This is a genomic window from Synechococcus sp. UW86, assembly GCF_900474085.1.
Classification (GTDB): Bacteria; Cyanobacteriota; Cyanobacteriia; order PCC-6307; family Cyanobiaceae; genus Parasynechococcus.
In genome coordinates this window covers 174,225-192,752 of sequence record NZ_UCNU01000017.1, presented here as the reverse complement: position 1 = coordinate 192,752, position 18,528 = coordinate 174,225, and the positions used below count along the sequence as shown (strand labels likewise).

Sequence of the window (18,528 nt, the reverse complement as noted above, 5' to 3'; positions counted from 1 at the left end):
CGCGGATCAACCGTGATCAAGCCGAACCAAGCCCGCTCGTTCAACAGTCCATTGGGCCGCGGCCAACGATCAGCGGAACATCGAGCTCACAGAGCTCTCTTCATGGATGCGCCAGATCGCTTCCCCAAGCATGTTGGCCACGGAGAGCACCTTCAGCTGAGGGAAGACCCGGTCCTGCGGGATCGGGATGCTGTTGGTCACCACCACCTGCTCAAACAGGCCCTCGACGGACAGGCGTTCGCTTGCGGGGGGAGAGAAGACGGCGTGGGTGGCGCAGGCCAGCACCCGCTTGGCCCCTTGCTCCCTCAACAAGCGAGCGCCGGCGCAGATCGTGCCGCCGGTGTCGATCATGTCGTCGATCAGGATCGCTGTCCGCCCCGCCACATCACCAATCACCGTGAGGCTTTCGGCCATGTTGTGGCCGGTGCGGCGCTTGTCGATGATCGCCAGCGGGGCATCGTTCATCTGCTTGGCGAAGGCCCGGGCCCGCGCCACACCGCCCACATCCGGAGACACCACGACGACATCCCCCAGATCCTGGGTGGAGAGGTAGTCCACCAGCACGGGAGAACCGTAGATGTGATCGCAGGGAATATCGAAATAACCCTGAATCTGGGCGGAGTGCAGGTCCATTGCCAGCACGCGGTCAACGCCCGACTTCACCAACAGGTTGGCCGTGAGCTTGGCGGTGATCGATTCACGACCAGCGGTCTTGCGGTCGGCACGGGCGTAGCCGTAGTAGGGCACCACAGCGGTGATCTGCCGTGCAGAAGCCCGTCTGCAGGCATCCACCATGATCAGCAGCTCCATCAGGTGATCGTTCACCGGTGCGCAGGTGGGCTGGATCAGGAACACGTCGCAGCCACGGATCGACTCCTGGATCTGCACGTAGAGCTCACCGTCAGCAAAACGCTTGCAGACGCGGGGACCATCAGGCACCCCGAGATACGCGGAAATCTCCTTGGCCAGAGCAGGGTTCGAAGTGCCGCTGAACAGGCGCAGACGGCGACTGTCCGGGGTCATCTGCTCCTGTTCGGCACGGGCTGCTGTCAGGAAACTTGTCACGGCGCCCGCGGAACGAATTCTGCTGTAATCCGATGGTAGAGGTGAGCAGTGCCCCCATGTCCACAGGTTTCCCACTGTTGGTGGGTGCGGGCCCCCTGCCTGAACTCAAAATGCGTCAGGCCTGTGAAGCCCTGGCAAGGGCTTGCCGATGCCCTCTCACCACGGTGGCCAGTGGTGCATCACCGGCTGAGGTTCTGCAGACCAACCCGGCGGCAACAGGGCTGGTGCGGCTCAGCGGCGACGCAGCCCGGCCGACCCCGCAGGGTGATGCCAGCTGGCTGCAGGCACTGGCCGACTGGCGTCAGCCGGTGCTGCTGCTGACCACTGCTGAACAGGACGGTTCAATCTCTGGCGCAGCCGCGGCCTACGCCGCCCTCTGCCGGGAACTTCAGGTGCCCCTGCTTGGCCTGGTGCAGCTCCAGGGTCCCTGGAATGGCCCAGCGCGACGCCGGGACGGCCTCAGCTGGCTGGGCTGGATTCCCGATGAACAGCATCCGGAACAGAGCGAATGCGTCGACGCCCTCGCCCGGAGACTGCAACTCCGCAGCCCCGCTTAACGCTGGGGCCAGAGGGGAAGGCTTGCGCCGGCGTCGATCTGGCGCAAGGTCTGCTCACCGGCCCGCTTGGCCAGGGGCAGCCGGCTGATCCGTGCGGGTTCAGGGCTGGCGATGATCGCCGCGGCCAAGCTCAGCTGCTCCGAACGACTGAGGTTGGTCTCCAGCTCAGTGTTCAGTTGGTTCACCAAACCAGGGATCACTTCGATTCCACTGGGGGCCTTGACCTGTTCGATCAGACCCTCAACAAGGGTGTTTTGGCGCTGGCGACGCTGGGAGACAGCCTTGGGATCGGGCAGATGGCGCACCAGCTGTTCCGCCTGGGCACCGTCGAGACGCTGTCGTCCGGCCTGAAGCATGACGGTGTAGTCCTGCGTCTTGTCCTGGCGTTTGTAGGAGTCGCTCAACACCACCTCCACCTCGCCCAGACCATCCACCAGGCGGCGCAGGGCGGCACGGGGCATCACCACATAGCGCTTGGGATCACCCTGCTGAAGACCAACAATGTCTCGGATGGCATCGCCGAGAAGACTGACGCCACCCCGTCGCCACAACTGAGCCAAGGGGCCTGGATTCTCTTCGCCAGGGAGCTGAACACTGAGCTCCGTGGGGATCTGGAGCACCTGAAGCGGCTCCTGGGCAGCAATGCGAAGCAGCAGCAGTGCATCGGCATTGGGGGGGGCCTTGGGCGCGGCCTGATTGGAGGCGGCACCCAGCCGATCCGCATCAACACCGACCACCAACACCGTCACCGGGACCTCCGGAAAGGGGGCCAGAGTTTCAGGTTGATCCGCACTCAGCGGAGCGCCCGCGGCAACGCGATCGGGTTTTGGCCAGAGGGTCGCCATCAACCACCCGGTCACACCAATCCCGAGCACGCCAGCACCGACACACAGCGCACCGCGAACTTGGGATGGCGACAACCAGTTCATTTCGCTGGACGAACCGCAATGGCGCTTAGTTTCGCCCAGATCTCCAGTTCCTAGCCTGGGCCCCGTGAAGCCGTCATCGATGTCCCTCCGCCACGACTACCGCAGCCGACCACCCGAACAGGTGCGCGTGGTGGTGTTCGGAGCCACGGGCTACATCGGCCGCTTTGTGGTGAAGGAACTGGTGGACCGGGGCTACCAGGTGATCGCCTTCGCCCGCGAGCGCAGCGGCATCGGTGGTCGTCAGAGCAGGGACGAGGTGATCGCCGATTTCCCGGGTGCTGAGGTGCGCTTCGGGGATGTCATCGATCCAGCCTCAATCGCCGCCGAGGCCTTCGATCAACCCACGGATGTGGTGGTGAGTTGCCTGGCGTCCCGCACCGGCGGGCGAAAGGATTCCTGGGCGATTGACCACGCAGCCACCCTCAACACCTACGAGCAGGGAAGGGCGGCCGGGGTGGCCCACTACGTGCTGCTCTCGGCCATCTGTGTGCAGAAGCCGCTGCTGGAATTTCAGAAGGCGAAGCTGGCCTTCGAAGCCGTGTTGCAGGCGGATGAGGAGATGAGCCACTCCATCGTTCGCCCCACCGCCTTTTTCAAAAGCCTGGGCGGACAGGTGGAAAGCTGCCGCAAGGGCGGCCCCTACGTGATGTTCGGAGGCGGAACCCTGGCCAGCTGCAAGCCGATCAGCGAAGCCGATCTGGCCCGGTTCATGGCCGACTGCATCCATGACGAGTCCAAACGCAACCAGGTGCTGCCCATTGGGGGGCCGGGTCCGGCGCTGAGCGCCCGGGAGCAGGGAGAGATGCTCTTCCGCGCTCTGAACAAGCCCGAACGGATGCTGTCGGTGCCGATTGCCCTGATGGATGCACCGATCGCCGTGCTGGACGCCTTGGCTCGCGTGTTCCCAGGCATCAACGACACGGCGGAATTTGGTCGGATCGGCCGCTACTACGCCAGCGAATCGATGCTCGTCTGGGATGAGCAGAAGCAGTGCTACGACGCGGATGCCACGCCGTCCTATGGAACCGACACGCTGGAGCAGTTCTTTGAACGCGTGGCCCGGGAGGGCATGGCCGGGCAGGACCTGGGGGATGCGGCGCTGTTCTGAAGCCGCCATCCTTGGGTGACCAAGGCCCCCCCATGGATCAGTCCACCGTTGACCCGGCCAAGGCCGGATGGGGGCGCAGCACCGGGGTGCTGCTGCATCCCACCGCTCTGCCGGGCAGCCCCGTCTGCGGCAGCTTTGGTGAGCCCTGCCGCCGTTGGCTCCAGCTGCTGGCCGACCATGGCATCGGCGTCTGGCAGATGCTGCCCCTGTCCCCGCCGGATCCCACCGGCTCGCCCTACAGCTCTCCCTCCTGCAATGCCCTAAACCCTTGGTTCCTCGACGGACAGGACCTGGCCAACGAGGGGTTCATCGGCGAAGAAGCGCTCAGGGCCGCTCCAGGGGCTGATGCACCGCTGGAGGGTGCGGGGCGTGTGGAGTTCAACCTGGCCCAGCAACGGGCCAGTGCCCTGGGGGATGCCCTGCTTGACGCCTGGCCTGAGCAGGATCCAGCGCAACATGACGCCTTCAATCGCTGGGCGCAACAGCAGCGCAGCTGGCTGCAGGACCATGCCCGTTTCCAGGTTCTGCACGATCAACACAACACCGCTTGGTGGGAGTGGCCGCTGCCGCTGGCCCGGCATGACAACAAAGCCCTCAAGGCCTGGGCGCAGCAACACCATGACGCGTTGCTGCGGGAACAGCTGATCCAATGGCAGCTCGACCGGCAGTGGCAGGCGATCCGCCGCCAGGCGACCAACCTGGGCATCCAGCTGTTTAGCGATCTGCCCTTCTATGTGAGCAGTGACAGCGCCGATGTCTGGAGCAACCGTTCGCTCTTCACAGTCAAGGAGAACGGCCAGCTCACCACCCAGAGCGGTGTTCCGCCCGATTACTTCTCGGAAACCGGACAGCTGTGGGGCTCACCGGTGTACCGCTGGGGGAAGCATCGGATCACGCGCTTCCGCTGGTGGCGGCAAAGAATTGCGCGCCAGCGGGAGATGGTGGATCTGCTGCGCCTGGATCACTTCCGGGCCCTTGCGGCCTTCTGGGCTGTCCCCGGAGGGGACAGCACCGCAGAGAACGGTCAGTGGCAGCCCTCGCCGGGTCATGCCCTGCTGCGCAAGCTGCGCAGGGATGCCGGTGGCTCCCTTCCCCTGATTGCCGAGGATCTCGGCGTGATCACACCGGATGTGGAACAACTCCGCGATGCCTTCCGGTTGCCGGGCATGAAAGTGCTGCAGTTCGCGTTCGACGGCGCATCCGACAACCCCTATCTGCCGGAAAACACCGATGGGCATCGCTGGGTCGTCTACACCGGCACCCACGACAACCCCACAACGCTGGGCTGGTGGAACGGGCTGGATGCCGACAGCCGCGCCCGCATCGCCACGCGGGTGAATGGTGAGATCAGTGCTCCGGCCTGGCATCTGCTCGACATGGCCTTTGCCACGACCGCAGGCCTGGTGATCGCCCCATTGCAGGACCTGATGCACCTCGACGACCGGTCCAGGTTCAACACCCCCGGCACCTGCGAAGGCAACTGGAGCTGGAGGCTGGGCAGCTTTGATACCGCGCTGGGGAATGCCCTGGGCGGCTACGGGAGCAGGGGAGCTGTCTGGGGGAGGTCGCTCTCCGGAGCCGGCAATTTGTTGACCCGGTAGATCCCCGGCCGCTCTTGATCCAAAGGCAGAGGCTCTCCATTCCAGAGCACCTGATCCTCAGCACCAGCCGGGGGGTTCAGGCGCACCTCGATCGGGGCTATCAATTGCAAGGTCAGCGTGCCGGCGCTCGTTGCGAATTGAACCCGATCTCCCCCACCGCTGGAGAGCTGCAGCTCTCTTGGCTCAGCCACAACAACCTCCAGCACCCCCTGGGACTGCGGCAGGGCATCCCGCACCAGATCAAGCCACTGCTGAGGCGTGCGTTTCTGAACCTGTTCCAGGGGGCGCAGGGCCGCGATGCCTTCGTCTGAACCCACCGGGTTCGGACCACGGCTGATCGCCTCCACATCAGCACGCACGGGCTCGAGGCTGAGGCTGTTGCGCAGGGCCAGGTCCTGTTGTTGACGGTTGATGGCCAGCAGGCTGAAGGCGATCACCGCCGCATAAACGACCGTTCCCTGCCAGGTGGTGAACACATCGATGTTGCCCAGGGTGAAGCGACCCAGGCCAGCTTTGGCGGGTCCGCGGCGCAGCAACACCGGCGGGGGAAGCAGGGGGTCGAGGCATCCGCCGGGCAGGGCCAGGCGACGCTCGATCTGAGGGAGCATCGAGGCGAGGTAGGCACGCTCGGGCAGGCGATCACGCCAGCCCCGCTCCAGCGCCTCGATCACGGGGGTGGTGATTCGGGTCTCATTGGCCAGATCACGCAATGAGAGGCCCAGCTCCTCGCGGCGCCGTCGCAGCAGCAGCCCCAGATCCTGACGCTGCTGCTCCTGGGCCTCAACCGTGCCGGCATCAGGGATGGAACCCTTGCGCGGACGTCGCCACCAAAGTCCTGGACGCTTCAGTCGCATGGGCTGTTGGGCCACTCCATCGGGTCAGCCCGCTCGAGCAAGGGCTTCCATTCTCCCTCGCTCAACCAGATCCAGCACCCCTCGGCCAGATCACCGAGCGGCAACCCTGCAATGGCCGTGCGCTGCAGGTCCAGCACCGGATGGCCCAGGGCTTCCGCCATCCGGCGGATCTGTCGGTTTCGCCCTTCCCGCAGCTCAATCTCCAGAAGCGAGCGGTCACCCCAGGCCCGCAACCGGCGCACCCGAGCGGGGCGGGTCAAGCAACCATCCAAAGGGAGACCCCGCCGCCAGCGATCGAGGACCGGCTCCGGCGGCACACCCTTGACCCACACCCGGTAGGTCTTGGCGTGGCTGTAACGCGGGTGGGTGAGTTTCAAGGTGAGCTCACCCAGATCGGTGAGCAGAAGCGCACCATGGCTGTCGGCATCCAGGCGGCCAACGGGGTGAAGACCAGCCCGATGCTCCAGGGGCAGCAGGTCCAGCACCGTGCGGCGACCCTGCGGGTCATCGCAGCTGCAGATCACCCCCACCGGCTTATTCATCAGCAGCACCCGCGCCACACCACGGGACGGCAACGGCTGACCATCCACATGAATCGTCTGCTGCTGCGGATCGGCCTGGTCGCCAACGCGGGCGACCTGACCATCCACCGTCACGCGGCCGGCCTGCAGCCATTCCTCAGCGCGGCGCCTGGAGCAGAGGCCTGCAGCAGCGATCAGTTTCTGCAGGCGCTGGCGCGTCATTGCAGAGGTTCCCGTGGCAGGAGCAGATCCATGCAGGCTCCACCGGCGGGATGATTGCGGGCTTCGATGCGGCCGCCATGGTTAACGGCGATCTGCTGCACGATCGCCAGTCCCAGGCCACTGCCGCTGCGGTTGGAGCGGGTGCGGGAGGGATCCCCCCGATAGAAGCGTTGAAACATGCGCGTGAGATCGGCCTCACTCAAGCCAGGGCCATGGTCACGAATGCTGAGCAACCACCATCCGCCGCTCTGGCGGACGGACACGTCGATGCTGCTCTCATCAGGGGAGTAGCGCAGGGCATTGTCGAGAAGGTTGAGCACCGCACGGTGCAACCGGCGCTGATCACCACGCAGGGGGCCGGATTCGCTGCGGTCCAGCTGCAGCGTCACCCGCCGTTCCTCCGCGATCGGGCCAATGGATCCCCAGGCGCTGTCCACCAGATCCTCCAGGGTGAGGGGCACATGCTCGCTGTCGTCCTGCGGCAGGCTGTTTTCCAACCGCGACAGCTCCAGCAGGTCTTCCACCAGCAGCTGAAGACGCCGGAGTTCTTTCTGCAGCCGTTGCACCAGAGCCGTGTCGTCTTCCTTGACGGCCAGTTCCAGCCGATCGCTCACCAGCATCAGGGCGGTGAGGGGGGTCTTGAGCTCATGGGCCACATCACTCACCCAGCGTTCCTGCTGCTGTTGCTGGGCTTCGAGGGACTGACGGCTCTGGATCAGCACCAGCCAGCATTCGTCACTGCCCGGCAGAACAACCGCCTCCAGCGGGGTCCCCTGTTGATCCCATTCACAACGCTGGGAACGCAGCTGATAGCGGCTGCTGAAGATCAACTCCTCCAAGACAGGAATGTCGAGGACATCCCGGAGCTTCATGCCACGAACCAGGCGATTGGAGGGGATATGAAGAAGGCGTTCGGCCCGGTCGTTGATGTAGGCGATGGAGTGGTCCGGGGCCAGGATCATCCAGCCCTGGGTGGCCGCATCAATCCAGGCCAGCAGCTGGGGAGCGTTCAAGACGATGGAGCGATCCTTGGACGTTCGCTTCGACGCCAGAACGCGGCGTCGACGCTGCAGCAGAAGCGTGATCCCAATGCCAGCTGCAAAGCCGAGTGCGGCGGAGATCACCACAGCACCCTCAGCCGAAGCGATACCCGAAGCCGCGAACCGTACGGATCAACTGAGGCGATGAGGGCTCCTGCTCAACCTTTTCCCGCAGCCAGCGGATGTGAACATCCACGGTTTTGGTGTCACCGATGAAGTCGACACCCCAGATTTTCTCCAGCAGCTGATCGCGACTCCAGACGCGCTTGGGGTTCTGGATGAACAGCTCGAGGATCTTGTATTCCTTGGGAGAGAGGGTCAGGTCCGTTCCATCCCGGGTGACCCTGCATTCACTGGGATACAGGCACAGGTTGGCGTGAGTGAAGGAATGCTGTTGGGAGGGCGACCTCTCCGATTGACTTGACCGCCGCAGTAAGGCCCTGCAGCGGGCCACCAGTTCGCGCAGCCCAAAGGGTTTGACCAGGTAATCGTCGGCGCCCACCTCAAGCCCCAGCACCCGATCGGTCTCACTGTCACGGGCGCTGATCACCAGGATCGGGGTGGTGTTGTTGATGCGACGGAGCTCGCGGCAAAGGTCAAGCCCCCCCAAGCCGGGGAGCATCAGATCGAGCACGATCAGATCCACCGGATCTGAAGTTTCAGCGGTGATCAGATTGAGGGCTGAGGCGCCATCGGCGCAGGTTTGCACCTCAAAACCTTCCGCGCGCAGGGCCTCTCCGACTGTTTCCCGGATGCTGTCGTCGTCTTCCACCACGAGGAGACGACGGGTGGAGACGGCCGCAGACAGGGTTGTCACGTCCATGAGGCGGGAGCGCATCCATTCTGACCGAGGACGAAACCCGACAAAGCAGAACAGCGGCTTCGCTTAAGGGCCCAGATCCCAGAGGAACAGGCCCGGCGAAACAACGCTCAAAAGAAAAGGCTTAGAAGAATTCGTCGAAGTTGTCGAAATCAACCGCTTTGAACTTGCCCGCTTCCACCTGCTGCATCAGGCGCTCCAGCTGAGAGAACAAGGCACCACCGGTCAGCAGCGAGAGCAGCAGGGCCACCAGCAGGGCAGCGCCAGAGGCAAACCCGAAAATCTGAAGGCAGCAACCGATGAACAGGGTGACCCCGATGAGGGTGCCGGCATAGCTGAGGTTGATCTCGGCAGTCCCCAGGGGCATCAGAGGGAGTCGGTCCTGCTTCCAGCCATCCAGTTTGTTCTGCACCTGACGGCCGAAGGTGAGGCCGCAGAGCACACCCATCAACAGACCGATGCCCGCCAGCAGGTAGGGGGGCTGGGGCAGGGTCATCATCTGGAGCAGCTGCTCAAGCTCCTGGGCGCTGATCTCCTCAGGCATCGACGCCGATCTCAAAGAGCTGAGACCTTAGCGGTGAGTTCCACAATCTCGCTGGAATCGTGATCTCAGGATCACGCTGCCGCCAACGGGTTGAGGCGCTGCAACAGGCCGCCGGCCAGACGCCCTGGGCCGAAGGTGCGACCCAGCAGGCCGACCAGGGCACGCACGTCGTCGGTGTGCAGACGATCGTCACGGATCAGCGTCATCAGCAGACGCTTGCGCAGGTCGGCACCATCTCGGCTGAGCAGCAGCCGCAGACCTGCCCCAGCCACAGGGATCAATTCCTTCCCAGGAGCGGGAGCGTCCTGACCCACCACATCCAGCAAGCTTTCGAGCCGATCCAGGCGCAGGCGGCCTGATTCATCAAAGATCACCTCCAGCAGCTTCTCGCGCATCTCGCTGGTGTCTCCCGCCAACAGTCGACGGGCCACGTATGGATAGGCCACAGCAATGATTCGAAAGTTTGGATCCAGCCGCAAGGCAAGGCCTTCCTGGCTGACGACGGCCCGGATGATCAAGGCGAAGCGCGCCGGAACCCGGAAGGGGTAATCGAACATCAGCTCCGAAAAACGGTCGGTGATCGCCTTGAAGTTGAACGATCCAACCGAGTCGCCGAGGCTGCCGCCGAGCACCTCTTCAAGGGCAGGAATGATCGACGTGAGATCGGCCGTGGGGCTGAGAAACCCGAGGGATTGGAAGTCCTTGGCCAACCCGGAGAAGTCACGGTTGATCAGGTGCACCACAGCACCGGTGAGGGTGAGCCGGTCGCTGTCGCTGATGGAATCCATCATCCCGAAGTCGACATACCCCACATGGCCGAGATCGCCGGTGCGACCAGGCAGGGCAAAGAGATTGCCGGGGTGAGGGTCGGCATGGAAATAGCCGAACTCCAGGAGTTGCTGCAGGCCGCAGATCACGCCCGTGCGGATCAACGCCGTTGGGTCAAGACGCTGGGAACGCAGCTCTTCGCTGTCACGCATCTTGGCGCCTTCGATCCAGGTGGTGGTCAGCACCCGGGTGGAGCTGAGCATCCGCTCCACCTTCGGGATGTAGACCGCATTGTTATCTGCAAAAAGCGCCGAAAACCGCTCGGCATTGGCCGCTTCCAGGCCGTAATCGATCTCCTCGAACAGGCTGCGGCCGAACTCATCAATGATTCCGCCCAGCCCGAAACCGAGGTTGAGCGGCAGCAGCGGCGCCGTCATCACCCCCAAAGCCCGGATCAACACCAGATCCCGCCGCAGGATGAAGGTGAGATTGGGCCGCTGAACCTTCACCGCAACCCAGTGCTGGCCCTGCAGACGGGCCTTGTACACCTGGCCCAGGCTGGCGGCGGCGATCGGCGTGTCGGGAAACTCCTCAAACAATTCCTCTGCCGGCGCACCGAGTTCCTCGCGAATGCAAGCCAGGGCGGTGGCATGGGGAAAGGCCGGCAAATCGTCCTGCAGGCGTGTCAGTTCCTCCAGCCAGTCCCGACGCACCAGATCAGGTCGGGTGGAGAGGGCCTGTCCCAGCTTGATGAAGCAGGGCCCCAGACCCGTCAGGGTGTTGAGAATGCGACGCGCCAGCCCCTGCTGAACGGCGGGGTCATTGCTGCCTCCACGCAACAGCAGCACCAGCACCAGCCCCGCCAGGGACCACAGCACCTGAACAAGGCGCGGAATGGCGACCCAGGGACGCAGCAGCAGCCAGCCGAGATCCCGCCCGGGGTCGTAACGCATCGCATCGCGCTGAGTACAGAGAGAGACTTTAAGGAGATCAGGGGGATTTGATGGCGCTTCTGCCCCAGCTCACCCGTCGCCTCGGTCAGCCCCTGTTTCTGCCGGCCCACGGACGGGGGGCTGCCCTTCCGGATGGACTGCGTCAATTGCTGCGACGCCGCGCCGGCGTCTGGGACCTGCCGGAACTACCAGCCCTTGGCGGTCCGCTGGAGGCGGACGGCGCCATCGCAGACAGCCAACGCTCCGCCGCGGCAGCGATGGGGGTGGCGCGCTGCTGGTACGGGGTGAACGGGGCCACGGGGTTGCTGCAGGCCGCACTGCTGGCCATGGTCCGGCCCGGAGAGCGGGTGCTGCTGCCCCGCAACGTGCATCGCAGCCTGATTCAGGCTTGCGTTCTTGGGGACCTGCGGCCGGTGCTGTTCGATCTCCCCTTTCAAAGCGACCGGGGCCAACCGGCACCGGCGGATTCGGCCTGGATCGAACGGGTGCTTCAGGCCCTGCCTCGCGATGGAGCCCCCGTCCGTGCTGCAGTTCTGGTGCATCCCACCTACCAGGGCTATGCCAATGACCCAACGGCAGTAATTCAGCGGCTGCAGCAACAGGACTGTTGCGTGCTGGTGGATGAAGCCCACGGCTGTCATTTCGCCGCTGGGGTGGACCATCCCCTCCCCCCCAGCTCTCTGCACTGCGGCGCTGATCTGGTGGTGCATTCCCTGCAGAAGTCTGCTGCAGCACTGGCGCAAACAGCGGTGCTCTGGCTACAGGGGGAGCGTCTGGATCCCGTGCGCGTGGAACGCAGCCTGGGCCTGCTGCAAACCACCAGCCCCAGTGCGCTGCTGCTGGCCTCCTGCGAAGAAGCCCTTCAACACTGGCAGCGGCCCAAGGGACGCCGTGATTTGCTGCAGCGGCTGCAGGAGGCTGAAGCGCTCGCCAATGGCCTTCGCCACAGCGGCGTGCCTCTGCTGAGCAACCAGGATCCGCTGCGCCTGATCCTGCACACGGGGCAGGCGGGCATCACCGGCCTGGATGCCGACGATTGGTTCCTGCCCCGCGGTTTGGTGGGCGAATTGCCGGAGCCAGCCAGCCTCACCCTCTGCCTGGGGCTGGCACGCCACCGAGGGCTGGGACGGCAGATGCGACACCACTGGCAGAACCTGCTGCGGAGCTTCCCCGATCGCCCTCCCTTGCCAGCCTTCGAAGCCCCACCGCTTCCGCTGGTCACCTCCCCAGCCCAGTCACCGACCGAGGCCTGGACGGCGGAGCATCAACAGATGGCATTGAAGGATGCGGAGGGGTGCATCGCGGCTGAATTGCTGTGCCCTTACCCACCGGGCATCCCCCTGCTGATTCCCGGCGAACGCCTCGATCGCCAGCGGCAGCGCTGGCTTGAACGGCAGCAACTGTTCTGGGGAGACCAGATCCCAGACGCACTGGCTGTGGTGAGAGGGGGCTGAGCTGGGACAGCAAAGGTGGCCTCAAGCCTCGAGATCAAACCAACAGCGATTGATAGTGTGAATCCAGGACGCCTCCAATCAGCGTGATCCATGAGGGTGTCCTCGATCTGAGCCAAGCACCAGCAGCCCAAGCAGCCCTGCGCAAGCGGTTGATCAGTGGCCTCGGTGTGGGGGGCTTTGGCCTGCTTGTCGTGAGCCTGGGGGGCTGGTGGTTCACCGCCGCGCTGGGGGGAATGGTGCACCTTGGCCTGCTGGAGTTCTTCCGGATGGCGCAATTCAAGGGAATTCGCCCCGCCACCAAAACCACCCTGGTGGCCTGCCAACTGCTGCTGTTCACCACCCAGTGGGCGATCCAGGGCGGGCTGCCGGCTGATGTGGCCCACGCTGTTCTGCCCCTCTCTGGAGCCGCCATCTGCGGTTGGCTGCTGCTGCAACCGGTGACGGGGTCCATCGCCGACATTGCGGCATCGATCTTCGGGCTGTTCTACCTGGGGTTTTTGCCCAGCCACTGGCTGAGTCTGCGCGGTTTGGACAACGGTCTGGAGATCACCCTGTCGGCCTGCCTGATGATCGTGGCCACCGACATCGGCTCCTGGGCCGTGGGACGGCGTTACGGGCGACGGCCCCTTTCACCGATCTCCCCAGGGAAAACCATCGAGGGGGCGATCGGGGGATTCATCTCGGCCATGCTGATCGGCCTGATCTGCGGCCAGCTGATGGGCTGGGCGCTGCATGGCCTGCCGGGCCTGCTGCTGGGGGCGCTGATCGCTCTGTTCGCCCTGGTGGGAGACCTGACGGAATCGATGATGAAACGCGATGCAGGCGTGAAGGACTCCGGTGACGTGCTGCCCGGCCATGGCGGGATCCTGGACCGGATCGACAGCTATCTGTTCACCCCAGCGGTGGTCTTTTACGCGATCGCTTTATGCCAACCACTGTTGGCCCCATAAGCAGCGCTATGGGGTGACGCTGGCCTGACCTTTGAGGGCCAGCTGGCCCCCCGCCAGCTGCACCTGCTCGATTCGAATGGCGGGGTCCATCGGCAGCAAGGTGCGCGGTTCATCGGCAGTCTCCGGCCGGAAGCACAACGTTCCCTGCTCCGCATTGAGGCGGAAGCGACGGCGAACAGGGTCTTGATGGGCCGCGACGGGCACCTGCAACTCGAGCAGATCCACGTCAATGCGCAGCGCCCCTAACGGGCTGAGCCCCATCAGCTTTTCAGCCATCCAGTCCCCGAGCCAGCGCCAGGGTTCGGCCAGCAACGCGCTGTTGAGCTGACGGCCGTTGAAGCTCACCTCGCCCGCCACCTGGAACGGCTGCTTCAGGGCCAGCATCTGACCGGGACTGAGCAGCTTCATGTCCACCGCAATCGAACCGCTGCGCAACTCAACATGCTGAAAGGGCAGCCCCTGGAAACAGGCATCCCTCGCCGTGAGGGTCACACCATCCAGACGCCCCCGCAGCAATGACCAGCTGGAGCCGTTTAGGGCCAGTTCGAGGCTGCCGATGCTGTCGCATTGGCTGCGAATCCAAAGGCGCAGGGCCCCTGCCAGCACATTGAGAACAGGATCAGCCATGGTTCAACAGCGCCTGACACCGCTCAGCCACCTTGCGGGGCTGATCGATATGGGGGAGATGGCCGCAGGAGAGGAAGGTTTCCACCGGCTGATCCAGCAAAGCCTGAAGCGCCTGCTTCTGCGGAGCAAGCAGAATCCGATCGTTGTCACCCCAGATCACGTGCAGTGATTGAGAGGGGAGTGGAACCCCACATCCGGCGAAACCACCACTGCGTGCGAAGGCCGCCAAGGCCTCCGCCCAGCCAGGGCATTGCAGGTGCAACGAGGCGATTTGCTCTTCCGGAGCACCCACATCCGCATCGGGATCAGCGAAAGCCTGGCGACAAAGTCCCCGCCGCACGCCCGGACGACCCAGGAACCAGGCCCCAAAACGATCCAACAGGGGCGGAACAGGCATCGGACGTCCCGTGAGACCGGCAGGAGCCAGCAGCAGCAGAGAAGCCACACGCTCGGGATGACGCCGGGCCAGCTCCACGGCTACTGACCCTCCCATGGAGGCCCCGATCAGGCTCAGGGGAGCGTCTGTGGGAAGCCGCTCGATCAGGGCATCGAGATGCCGCATGACAGCTTCTGGCCCGTAGGTGAGGCCCCGGGGACGCGGCGAAAAACCAAAACCGAACAGGTCGGGGATGAACAGCTGAAAGCGATCGGCCAGGAGGGGAGCCAGGCGCCGGTATTCGAGAAAACTGCTGTCGAAACCATGCAGCAGCAACAACGGAGCGCCCTGGCCAAGCACCGCCACGGGGAACGGATCATCCACACCCAGACCTGGCAACGTCCACCACTGCACCTCAGCGGCCAGGTACTCGGCCTGCGGGTCAAGCAGAGCCGGCCGCAATTGATCCAGAAGCGTCTTCAAAGGCTGCTGGGGCTGAGTTCGGCAGCGCCCACAAGGGCCTCCAGCAAAGCACCAGGCGTCACAGCAAAAGGCAAATGATGCAGATCGGAACCCTCGCGGCAAGCGAAGCGACACACCTCCTGCAACTCACTGAGGCTGGCCTGCGCCAGACCCAGATCATCAAGGCTGACGGGCAAACCAAGCTGCCGCAGCAACGGCAACAGCTGGCGGTGTGCCTGGCCTGCAAGCCGGTTGCTACCCAGACGTTCCTCCAGGCGAAGCTGCACAAGAATTCCGAAGCCCACCTTCTCGCCATGCAGAACGTGGTGACAGGCCTCCAGCTGGGTGAGGCCATTGTGAACGGCATGGGCCGCAACAGTGCGGCAACGGGCACCGCCCAGTCCCCCCATCACGCCAGCCGTAAGAGCACAAGCTTCGGCGGTGCGCACCCAGGCTTCACTGTCTGGATCCTTCAGCGCCGTAAGGCTGTCGATCAGCAATTGATCCCGCAGCACCCGTGCCATCTGCACGGCCTGCTGCACCAGACCATCGCTGCTGTCGCCGCTGCTCACCGAGGCCTCATACCACTTGGCCAGGGCATCAGCGACACCACTGGCCAGCGTGCGGGGTGGGGCCTGGCGCACCAGGCCGTGATCGAAGACAAGAAGATCAGGACAGCGATCAAGGGCCACATCCCCTTCGAAAGCACCCTGAGGGGAATAGATGTTGGAGAGAGCCGTCCAGCCGGCACAGGTGGAGGCGCTCAGTGGAACGGTGATGCAGGTCAGGGAAAGGCGATGGGCCAGTAACTTGCCGGCGTCCAGCACTTTTCCGCCCCCGGCAGCCAGAACGGCGTCACAGCCCTGGGCTTCAGCAGCCACCCTCTGGAGATCCTGCTCACAGCAGTCGAACTGAAGCTGAGCTTGAAGGGGTTTGAGCCCATGGGCCAAGAGATCCGACACCAAACGCTTTCGCTGATCGGCAGTGAAAGCACTGCGACCCAGCACTAGCGGACGTGAGCAGAGAGATTTGATCTGAGGCAAGGCCTCATCCCAGGCTCCATCCCCCCGCAAGACGCTGGCGGGGGCAATGGAGTGGGACGAGATGGATCGACCCATCAGACGCTGGCACCGGCGAGTTGCGGTGCCGTGTCCACCTGACCTTTGTGACGGACCACCACCTTCTTGTTCTCATCGACATCAACTTCGGCGTGGTCGCCGTCCTTGATCCGACCAGACAGCACCTCTTCGGCGAGGGAATCCTCGAGAAGACGCATGACAGCCCGACGCAGCGGACGTGCGCCATAGGCAGGGTTGTAGCCCTCCTCCACCAGGCGCTCCTTGAACGCATCGGACACGGTGAGGGTGATGCCCTTCTCGCCCATGCGGCCAAAGACCTCCTTGAGCATGATCTCGGCGATCTCCTTCACCTCGTCGCGGTTGAGCTGGCGGAAGACGATGATTTCGTCGAGACGGTTGAGGAATTCAGGCCGGAAGTACTGCTTGAGCTCCTCATTCACCAGGGAACGGATCCGGGTGTACTGAGACTCCTCAGCGCTTTCACCGGAGAACTCGAAGCCGAGGCCACCGCCACCCTTCTCGATCACCTTCGAACCGATGTTCGAGGTCATGATGATCAGGGTGTTCTTGAAGTCGACCGTGCGGCCCTTGGAATCGGTCAGACGGCCGTCTTCCAGAAGCTGCAGCAGCAGGTTGAACACATCGGGGTGCGCCTTTTCGATTTCGTCGAAGAGCACCACGGTGTAAGGCCGGCGACGCACCGCCTCAGTGAGCTGACCGCCTTCGTTGAAGCCCACATAGCCCGGAGGCGAGCCGATCAGCTTGCTGACCGTGTGGCGCTCCATGAATTCCGACATGTCGAGGCGGATCATCGCCTCTTCGCTGCCGAAGAAGTAGGTGGCCAGAGCTTTGGTGAGCTCGGTTTTACCCACACCGGTGGGGCCGGAGAAAATGAAGCTGGCGATCGGGCGGTTGGGGTTCTTCAAACCGACCCGAGCACGGCGGATGGCCTTGGACACCGCCTTGACGGCTTCGTCCTGACCGATCAGGCGCTTGTGGAGGGTTTCCTCCATGTTGAGCAGCTTGACCGACTCGCTCTCGGTGAGTTTCTGCACCGGAACACCGGTCCAGGAGGCGACGATCTGGGCGATGTCCTCCTCGTTCACCATTGGTGAGCTGTCTGAAGCAGGCGCTTCAGTTGCAGCTGTTTCACCGGATTCAGAGGTGGCGTCAGCTTTGACCTCGTCCTTGTTGGCCTGAAGCAGTGAACGGATCTGCTCCCGCAGTTCCACTTCCTTCTCGCGCAGTTCACCGGCCTTGGTGAAGTCCTGATCGCGAACGGCATCTTCCTTTTCCTTCTGGACGGAACGCAGTTCCTTGTCCACTTCCTTGGCCGCGGGGGGCAGCTTCGAATTGAGCAGTCGCACGCGTGAACCGGCTTCATCGATCAGGTCGATGGCCTTGTCGGGCAGGAAGCGATCCGAGATGTAGCGATCGCCGAGAGTTGCTGCTGCCACAAGGGCATCGTCGGTGATCTTGAGGCGGTGGTGCTGCTCGTAACGCTCGCGCAGGCCACGCAGGATTTCGATGGTGTCGTCGATGGACGGCTCACCCACATTCACCGGCTGGAAACGGCGCTCCAGGGCGGCGTCCCGTTCGATGTGCTTGCGGTACTCGTCGAGGGTGGTGGCACCGATGCACTGCAGCTCACCGCGGGCGAGGGCCGGCTTGAGAATGTTGGCGGCGTCGATCGCCCCCTCAGCAGCGCCGGCACCGATCAGGGTGTGCACCTCGTCGATCACGAGGATCACGTTTCCGGCCGCCTTGATCTCCTCCATGATCTTCTTGAGGCGCTCTTCGAACTCACCTCGGTACTTGGTGCCGGCCACCAGCAGACCGATATCCAGGGTCAGGACGCGCTTGTCTTCAAGGATGTCGGGAATGTCGCCCTGCTGAATGCGCTGGGCCAGACCTTCAGCGATGGCGGTCTTACCGACACCGGGCTCGCCGATCAGAACGGGATTGTTCTTGGTGCGGCGACCCAGGATCTGGATGACGCGATCGATTTCGTTGTGACGACCCACCACCGGGTCGAGCTTGGCTTCGGTGGCGAGCTGGGTGAGGTTGTTGCCGAACTCGTCGAGGGTGGGGGTTTTGGTGGATCCCTTGGCACCGCCGCCACCGCCGCCGGCGGAGACTTCAGCGGTTTCACCGAGCATGCGGATCACCTGGGTGCGCACCTTGGCCAGGTCGACGCCAAGGTTCTCCAGCACACGGGCAGCAACACCTTCGCCCTCACGGATCAGACCGAGCAGCAGGTGCTCGGTGCCGATGTAGTTGTGGCCGAGCTGACGGGCCTCTTCCAGAGACAACTCAAGAACACGCTTGGCGCGGGGTGTGAAGGGGATCTCAACAGCGACAAAGCCGGATCCACGGCCGATGATTTTCTCAACTTCAACCCGGGCATCCTTGAGGTTGACCCCCATGGACTTGAGCACCTTGGCGGCAACCCCGGTTCCCTCGCCAATCAGGCCGAGGAGGATTTGTTCGGTACCAACGAAGTTGTGACCAAGTCTGCGGGCCTCTTCCTGGGCCAGCATGATCACCTTGATGGCCTTCTCGGTGAAGCGTTCAAACATCGCTGGGCCAATGCAGTGA

17 protein-coding genes are annotated in these 18,528 nt (G+C 63.8%); 5 read left to right on the top strand and 12 right to left on the bottom strand.

The window, feature by feature from the left end:
* Positions 1-69: 69 nt before the first annotated feature.
* Positions 70-1,065 carry a ribose-phosphate pyrophosphokinase gene (locus DXY04_RS09380; protein ID WP_115161855.1) on the bottom strand — a complete coding sequence of 332 codons (996 nt, stop codon included), beginning with the start codon at positions 1,063-1,065 and terminating at the stop codon, positions 70-72.
* Between the two features lie 56 nt (positions 1,066-1,121).
* Between DXY04_RS09380 and DXY04_RS09375 the strand changes: the two genes are divergently transcribed.
* On the top strand, positions 1,122-1,622 hold the full coding sequence (locus tag DXY04_RS09375; protein WP_114987799.1) for a hypothetical protein: 501 nt from the start codon (positions 1,122-1,124) through the stop codon (positions 1,620-1,622).
* Here DXY04_RS09375 and DXY04_RS09370 read toward each other — a convergent pair.
* Entirely contained in the window at positions 1,619-2,551 is a 933-nt protein-coding gene (locus DXY04_RS09370; protein ID WP_115161854.1) for an LCP family protein, read from the bottom strand. The two genes, DXY04_RS09375 and DXY04_RS09370, sit on opposite strands and share 4 nt — an antisense overlap.
* Positions 2,552-2,630: 79 nt before the next feature.
* Between DXY04_RS09370 and DXY04_RS09365 the strand changes: the two genes are divergently transcribed.
* Positions 2,631-3,659 (top strand): NAD(P)-dependent oxidoreductase, encoded by a 1,029-nt coding sequence (locus DXY04_RS09365; RefSeq protein ID WP_115161853.1) that lies wholly within the window; start codon positions 2,631-2,633, stop codon positions 3,657-3,659.
* Positions 3,660-3,691: 32 nt separating this feature from the next.
* Positions 3,692-5,260: a 4-alpha-glucanotransferase gene (malQ, locus tag DXY04_RS09360; protein WP_115161852.1), complete on the top strand. Its 1,569-nt coding sequence runs from the start codon at positions 3,692-3,694 to the stop codon at positions 5,258-5,260.
* On the opposite strand, the gene DXY04_RS09355 is transcribed toward malQ, so the two are convergent.
* The 6 genes from DXY04_RS09355 to DXY04_RS09330 all read right to left on the bottom strand — a co-directional run bounded on the left by DXY04_RS09355 (position 5,194) and on the right by DXY04_RS09330 (position 10,982).
* Positions 5,194-6,129, bottom strand: a complete 936-nt coding sequence (locus DXY04_RS09355; RefSeq protein WP_244278645.1) for a helix-turn-helix domain-containing protein — start codon at positions 6,127-6,129, stop codon at positions 5,194-5,196. The two genes, malQ and DXY04_RS09355, sit on opposite strands and share 67 nt — an antisense overlap.
* Positions 6,105-6,857: a pseudouridine synthase gene (locus tag DXY04_RS09350; protein WP_115161850.1), complete on the bottom strand. Its 753-nt coding sequence runs from the start codon at positions 6,855-6,857 to the stop codon at positions 6,105-6,107. The genes DXY04_RS09355 and DXY04_RS09350 overlap by 25 nt, the downstream gene beginning before the upstream one ends.
* Positions 6,854-7,984, bottom strand: coding sequence for a cell wall metabolism sensor histidine kinase WalK (locus DXY04_RS09345; RefSeq protein ID WP_115161849.1), 1,131 nt, complete (start codon positions 7,982-7,984; stop codon positions 6,854-6,856). Before DXY04_RS09345 ends, DXY04_RS09350 begins: the two co-directional genes overlap by 4 nt.
* Before the next feature lie 7 nt (positions 7,985-7,991).
* The gene (locus DXY04_RS09340; RefSeq protein WP_244278644.1) at positions 7,992-8,735 is read right to left on the bottom strand and encodes a response regulator transcription factor; all 744 of its coding nucleotides are present in this window, start codon (positions 8,733-8,735) and stop codon (positions 7,992-7,994) included.
* Positions 8,736-8,841: 106 nt separating this feature from the next.
* On the bottom strand, positions 8,842-9,261 hold the full coding sequence (locus DXY04_RS09335) for a hypothetical protein (protein WP_006850033.1): 420 nt from the start codon (positions 9,259-9,261) through the stop codon (positions 8,842-8,844).
* Positions 9,262-9,332: 71 nt separating this feature from the next.
* A complete protein-coding gene (locus tag DXY04_RS09330; RefSeq protein WP_115161848.1) occupies positions 9,333-10,982 on the bottom strand; it encodes an AarF/ABC1/UbiB kinase family protein in 1,650 nt (549 codons plus the stop codon).
* Positions 10,983-11,032: 50 nt separating this feature from the next.
* On the opposite strand from DXY04_RS09330, the gene DXY04_RS09325 reads away from it, so the two are divergent.
* The gene (locus DXY04_RS09325; RefSeq protein ID WP_115161847.1) at positions 11,033-12,436 is read left to right on the top strand and encodes an aminotransferase class I/II-fold pyridoxal phosphate-dependent enzyme; all 1,404 of its coding nucleotides are present in this window, start codon (positions 11,033-11,035) and stop codon (positions 12,434-12,436) included.
* 83 nt (positions 12,437-12,519) lie between these two features.
* The gene (locus tag DXY04_RS09320) at positions 12,520-13,386 is read left to right on the top strand and encodes a phosphatidate cytidylyltransferase (protein WP_115161846.1); all 867 of its coding nucleotides are present in this window, start codon (positions 12,520-12,522) and stop codon (positions 13,384-13,386) included.
* 6 nt (positions 13,387-13,392) lie between these two features.
* On the opposite strand, the gene DXY04_RS09315 is transcribed toward DXY04_RS09320, so the two are convergent.
* From DXY04_RS09315 to DXY04_RS09300, 4 genes are read right to left on the bottom strand one after another with little or no spacing between them, the layout of a single operon-like run.
* The gene (locus DXY04_RS09315) at positions 13,393-14,013 is read right to left on the bottom strand and encodes a DUF2993 domain-containing protein (protein ID WP_115161845.1); all 621 of its coding nucleotides are present in this window, start codon (positions 14,011-14,013) and stop codon (positions 13,393-13,395) included.
* Positions 14,006-14,872 (bottom strand): alpha/beta fold hydrolase, encoded by an 867-nt coding sequence (locus DXY04_RS09310; protein WP_115161844.1) that lies wholly within the window; start codon positions 14,870-14,872, stop codon positions 14,006-14,008. Before DXY04_RS09310 ends, DXY04_RS09315 begins: the two co-directional genes overlap by 8 nt.
* Positions 14,869-15,969: an iron-containing alcohol dehydrogenase family protein gene (locus tag DXY04_RS09305; RefSeq protein ID WP_115161843.1), complete on the bottom strand. Its 1,101-nt coding sequence runs from the start codon at positions 15,967-15,969 to the stop codon at positions 14,869-14,871. The genes DXY04_RS09310 and DXY04_RS09305 overlap by 4 nt, the downstream gene beginning before the upstream one ends.
* The gene (locus tag DXY04_RS09300) at positions 15,969-18,509 is read right to left on the bottom strand and encodes an ATP-dependent Clp protease ATP-binding subunit (protein WP_115082544.1); all 2,541 of its coding nucleotides are present in this window, start codon (positions 18,507-18,509) and stop codon (positions 15,969-15,971) included. The genes DXY04_RS09305 and DXY04_RS09300 overlap by 1 nt, the downstream gene beginning before the upstream one ends.
* Positions 18,510-18,528 lie beyond the last annotated feature (19 nt).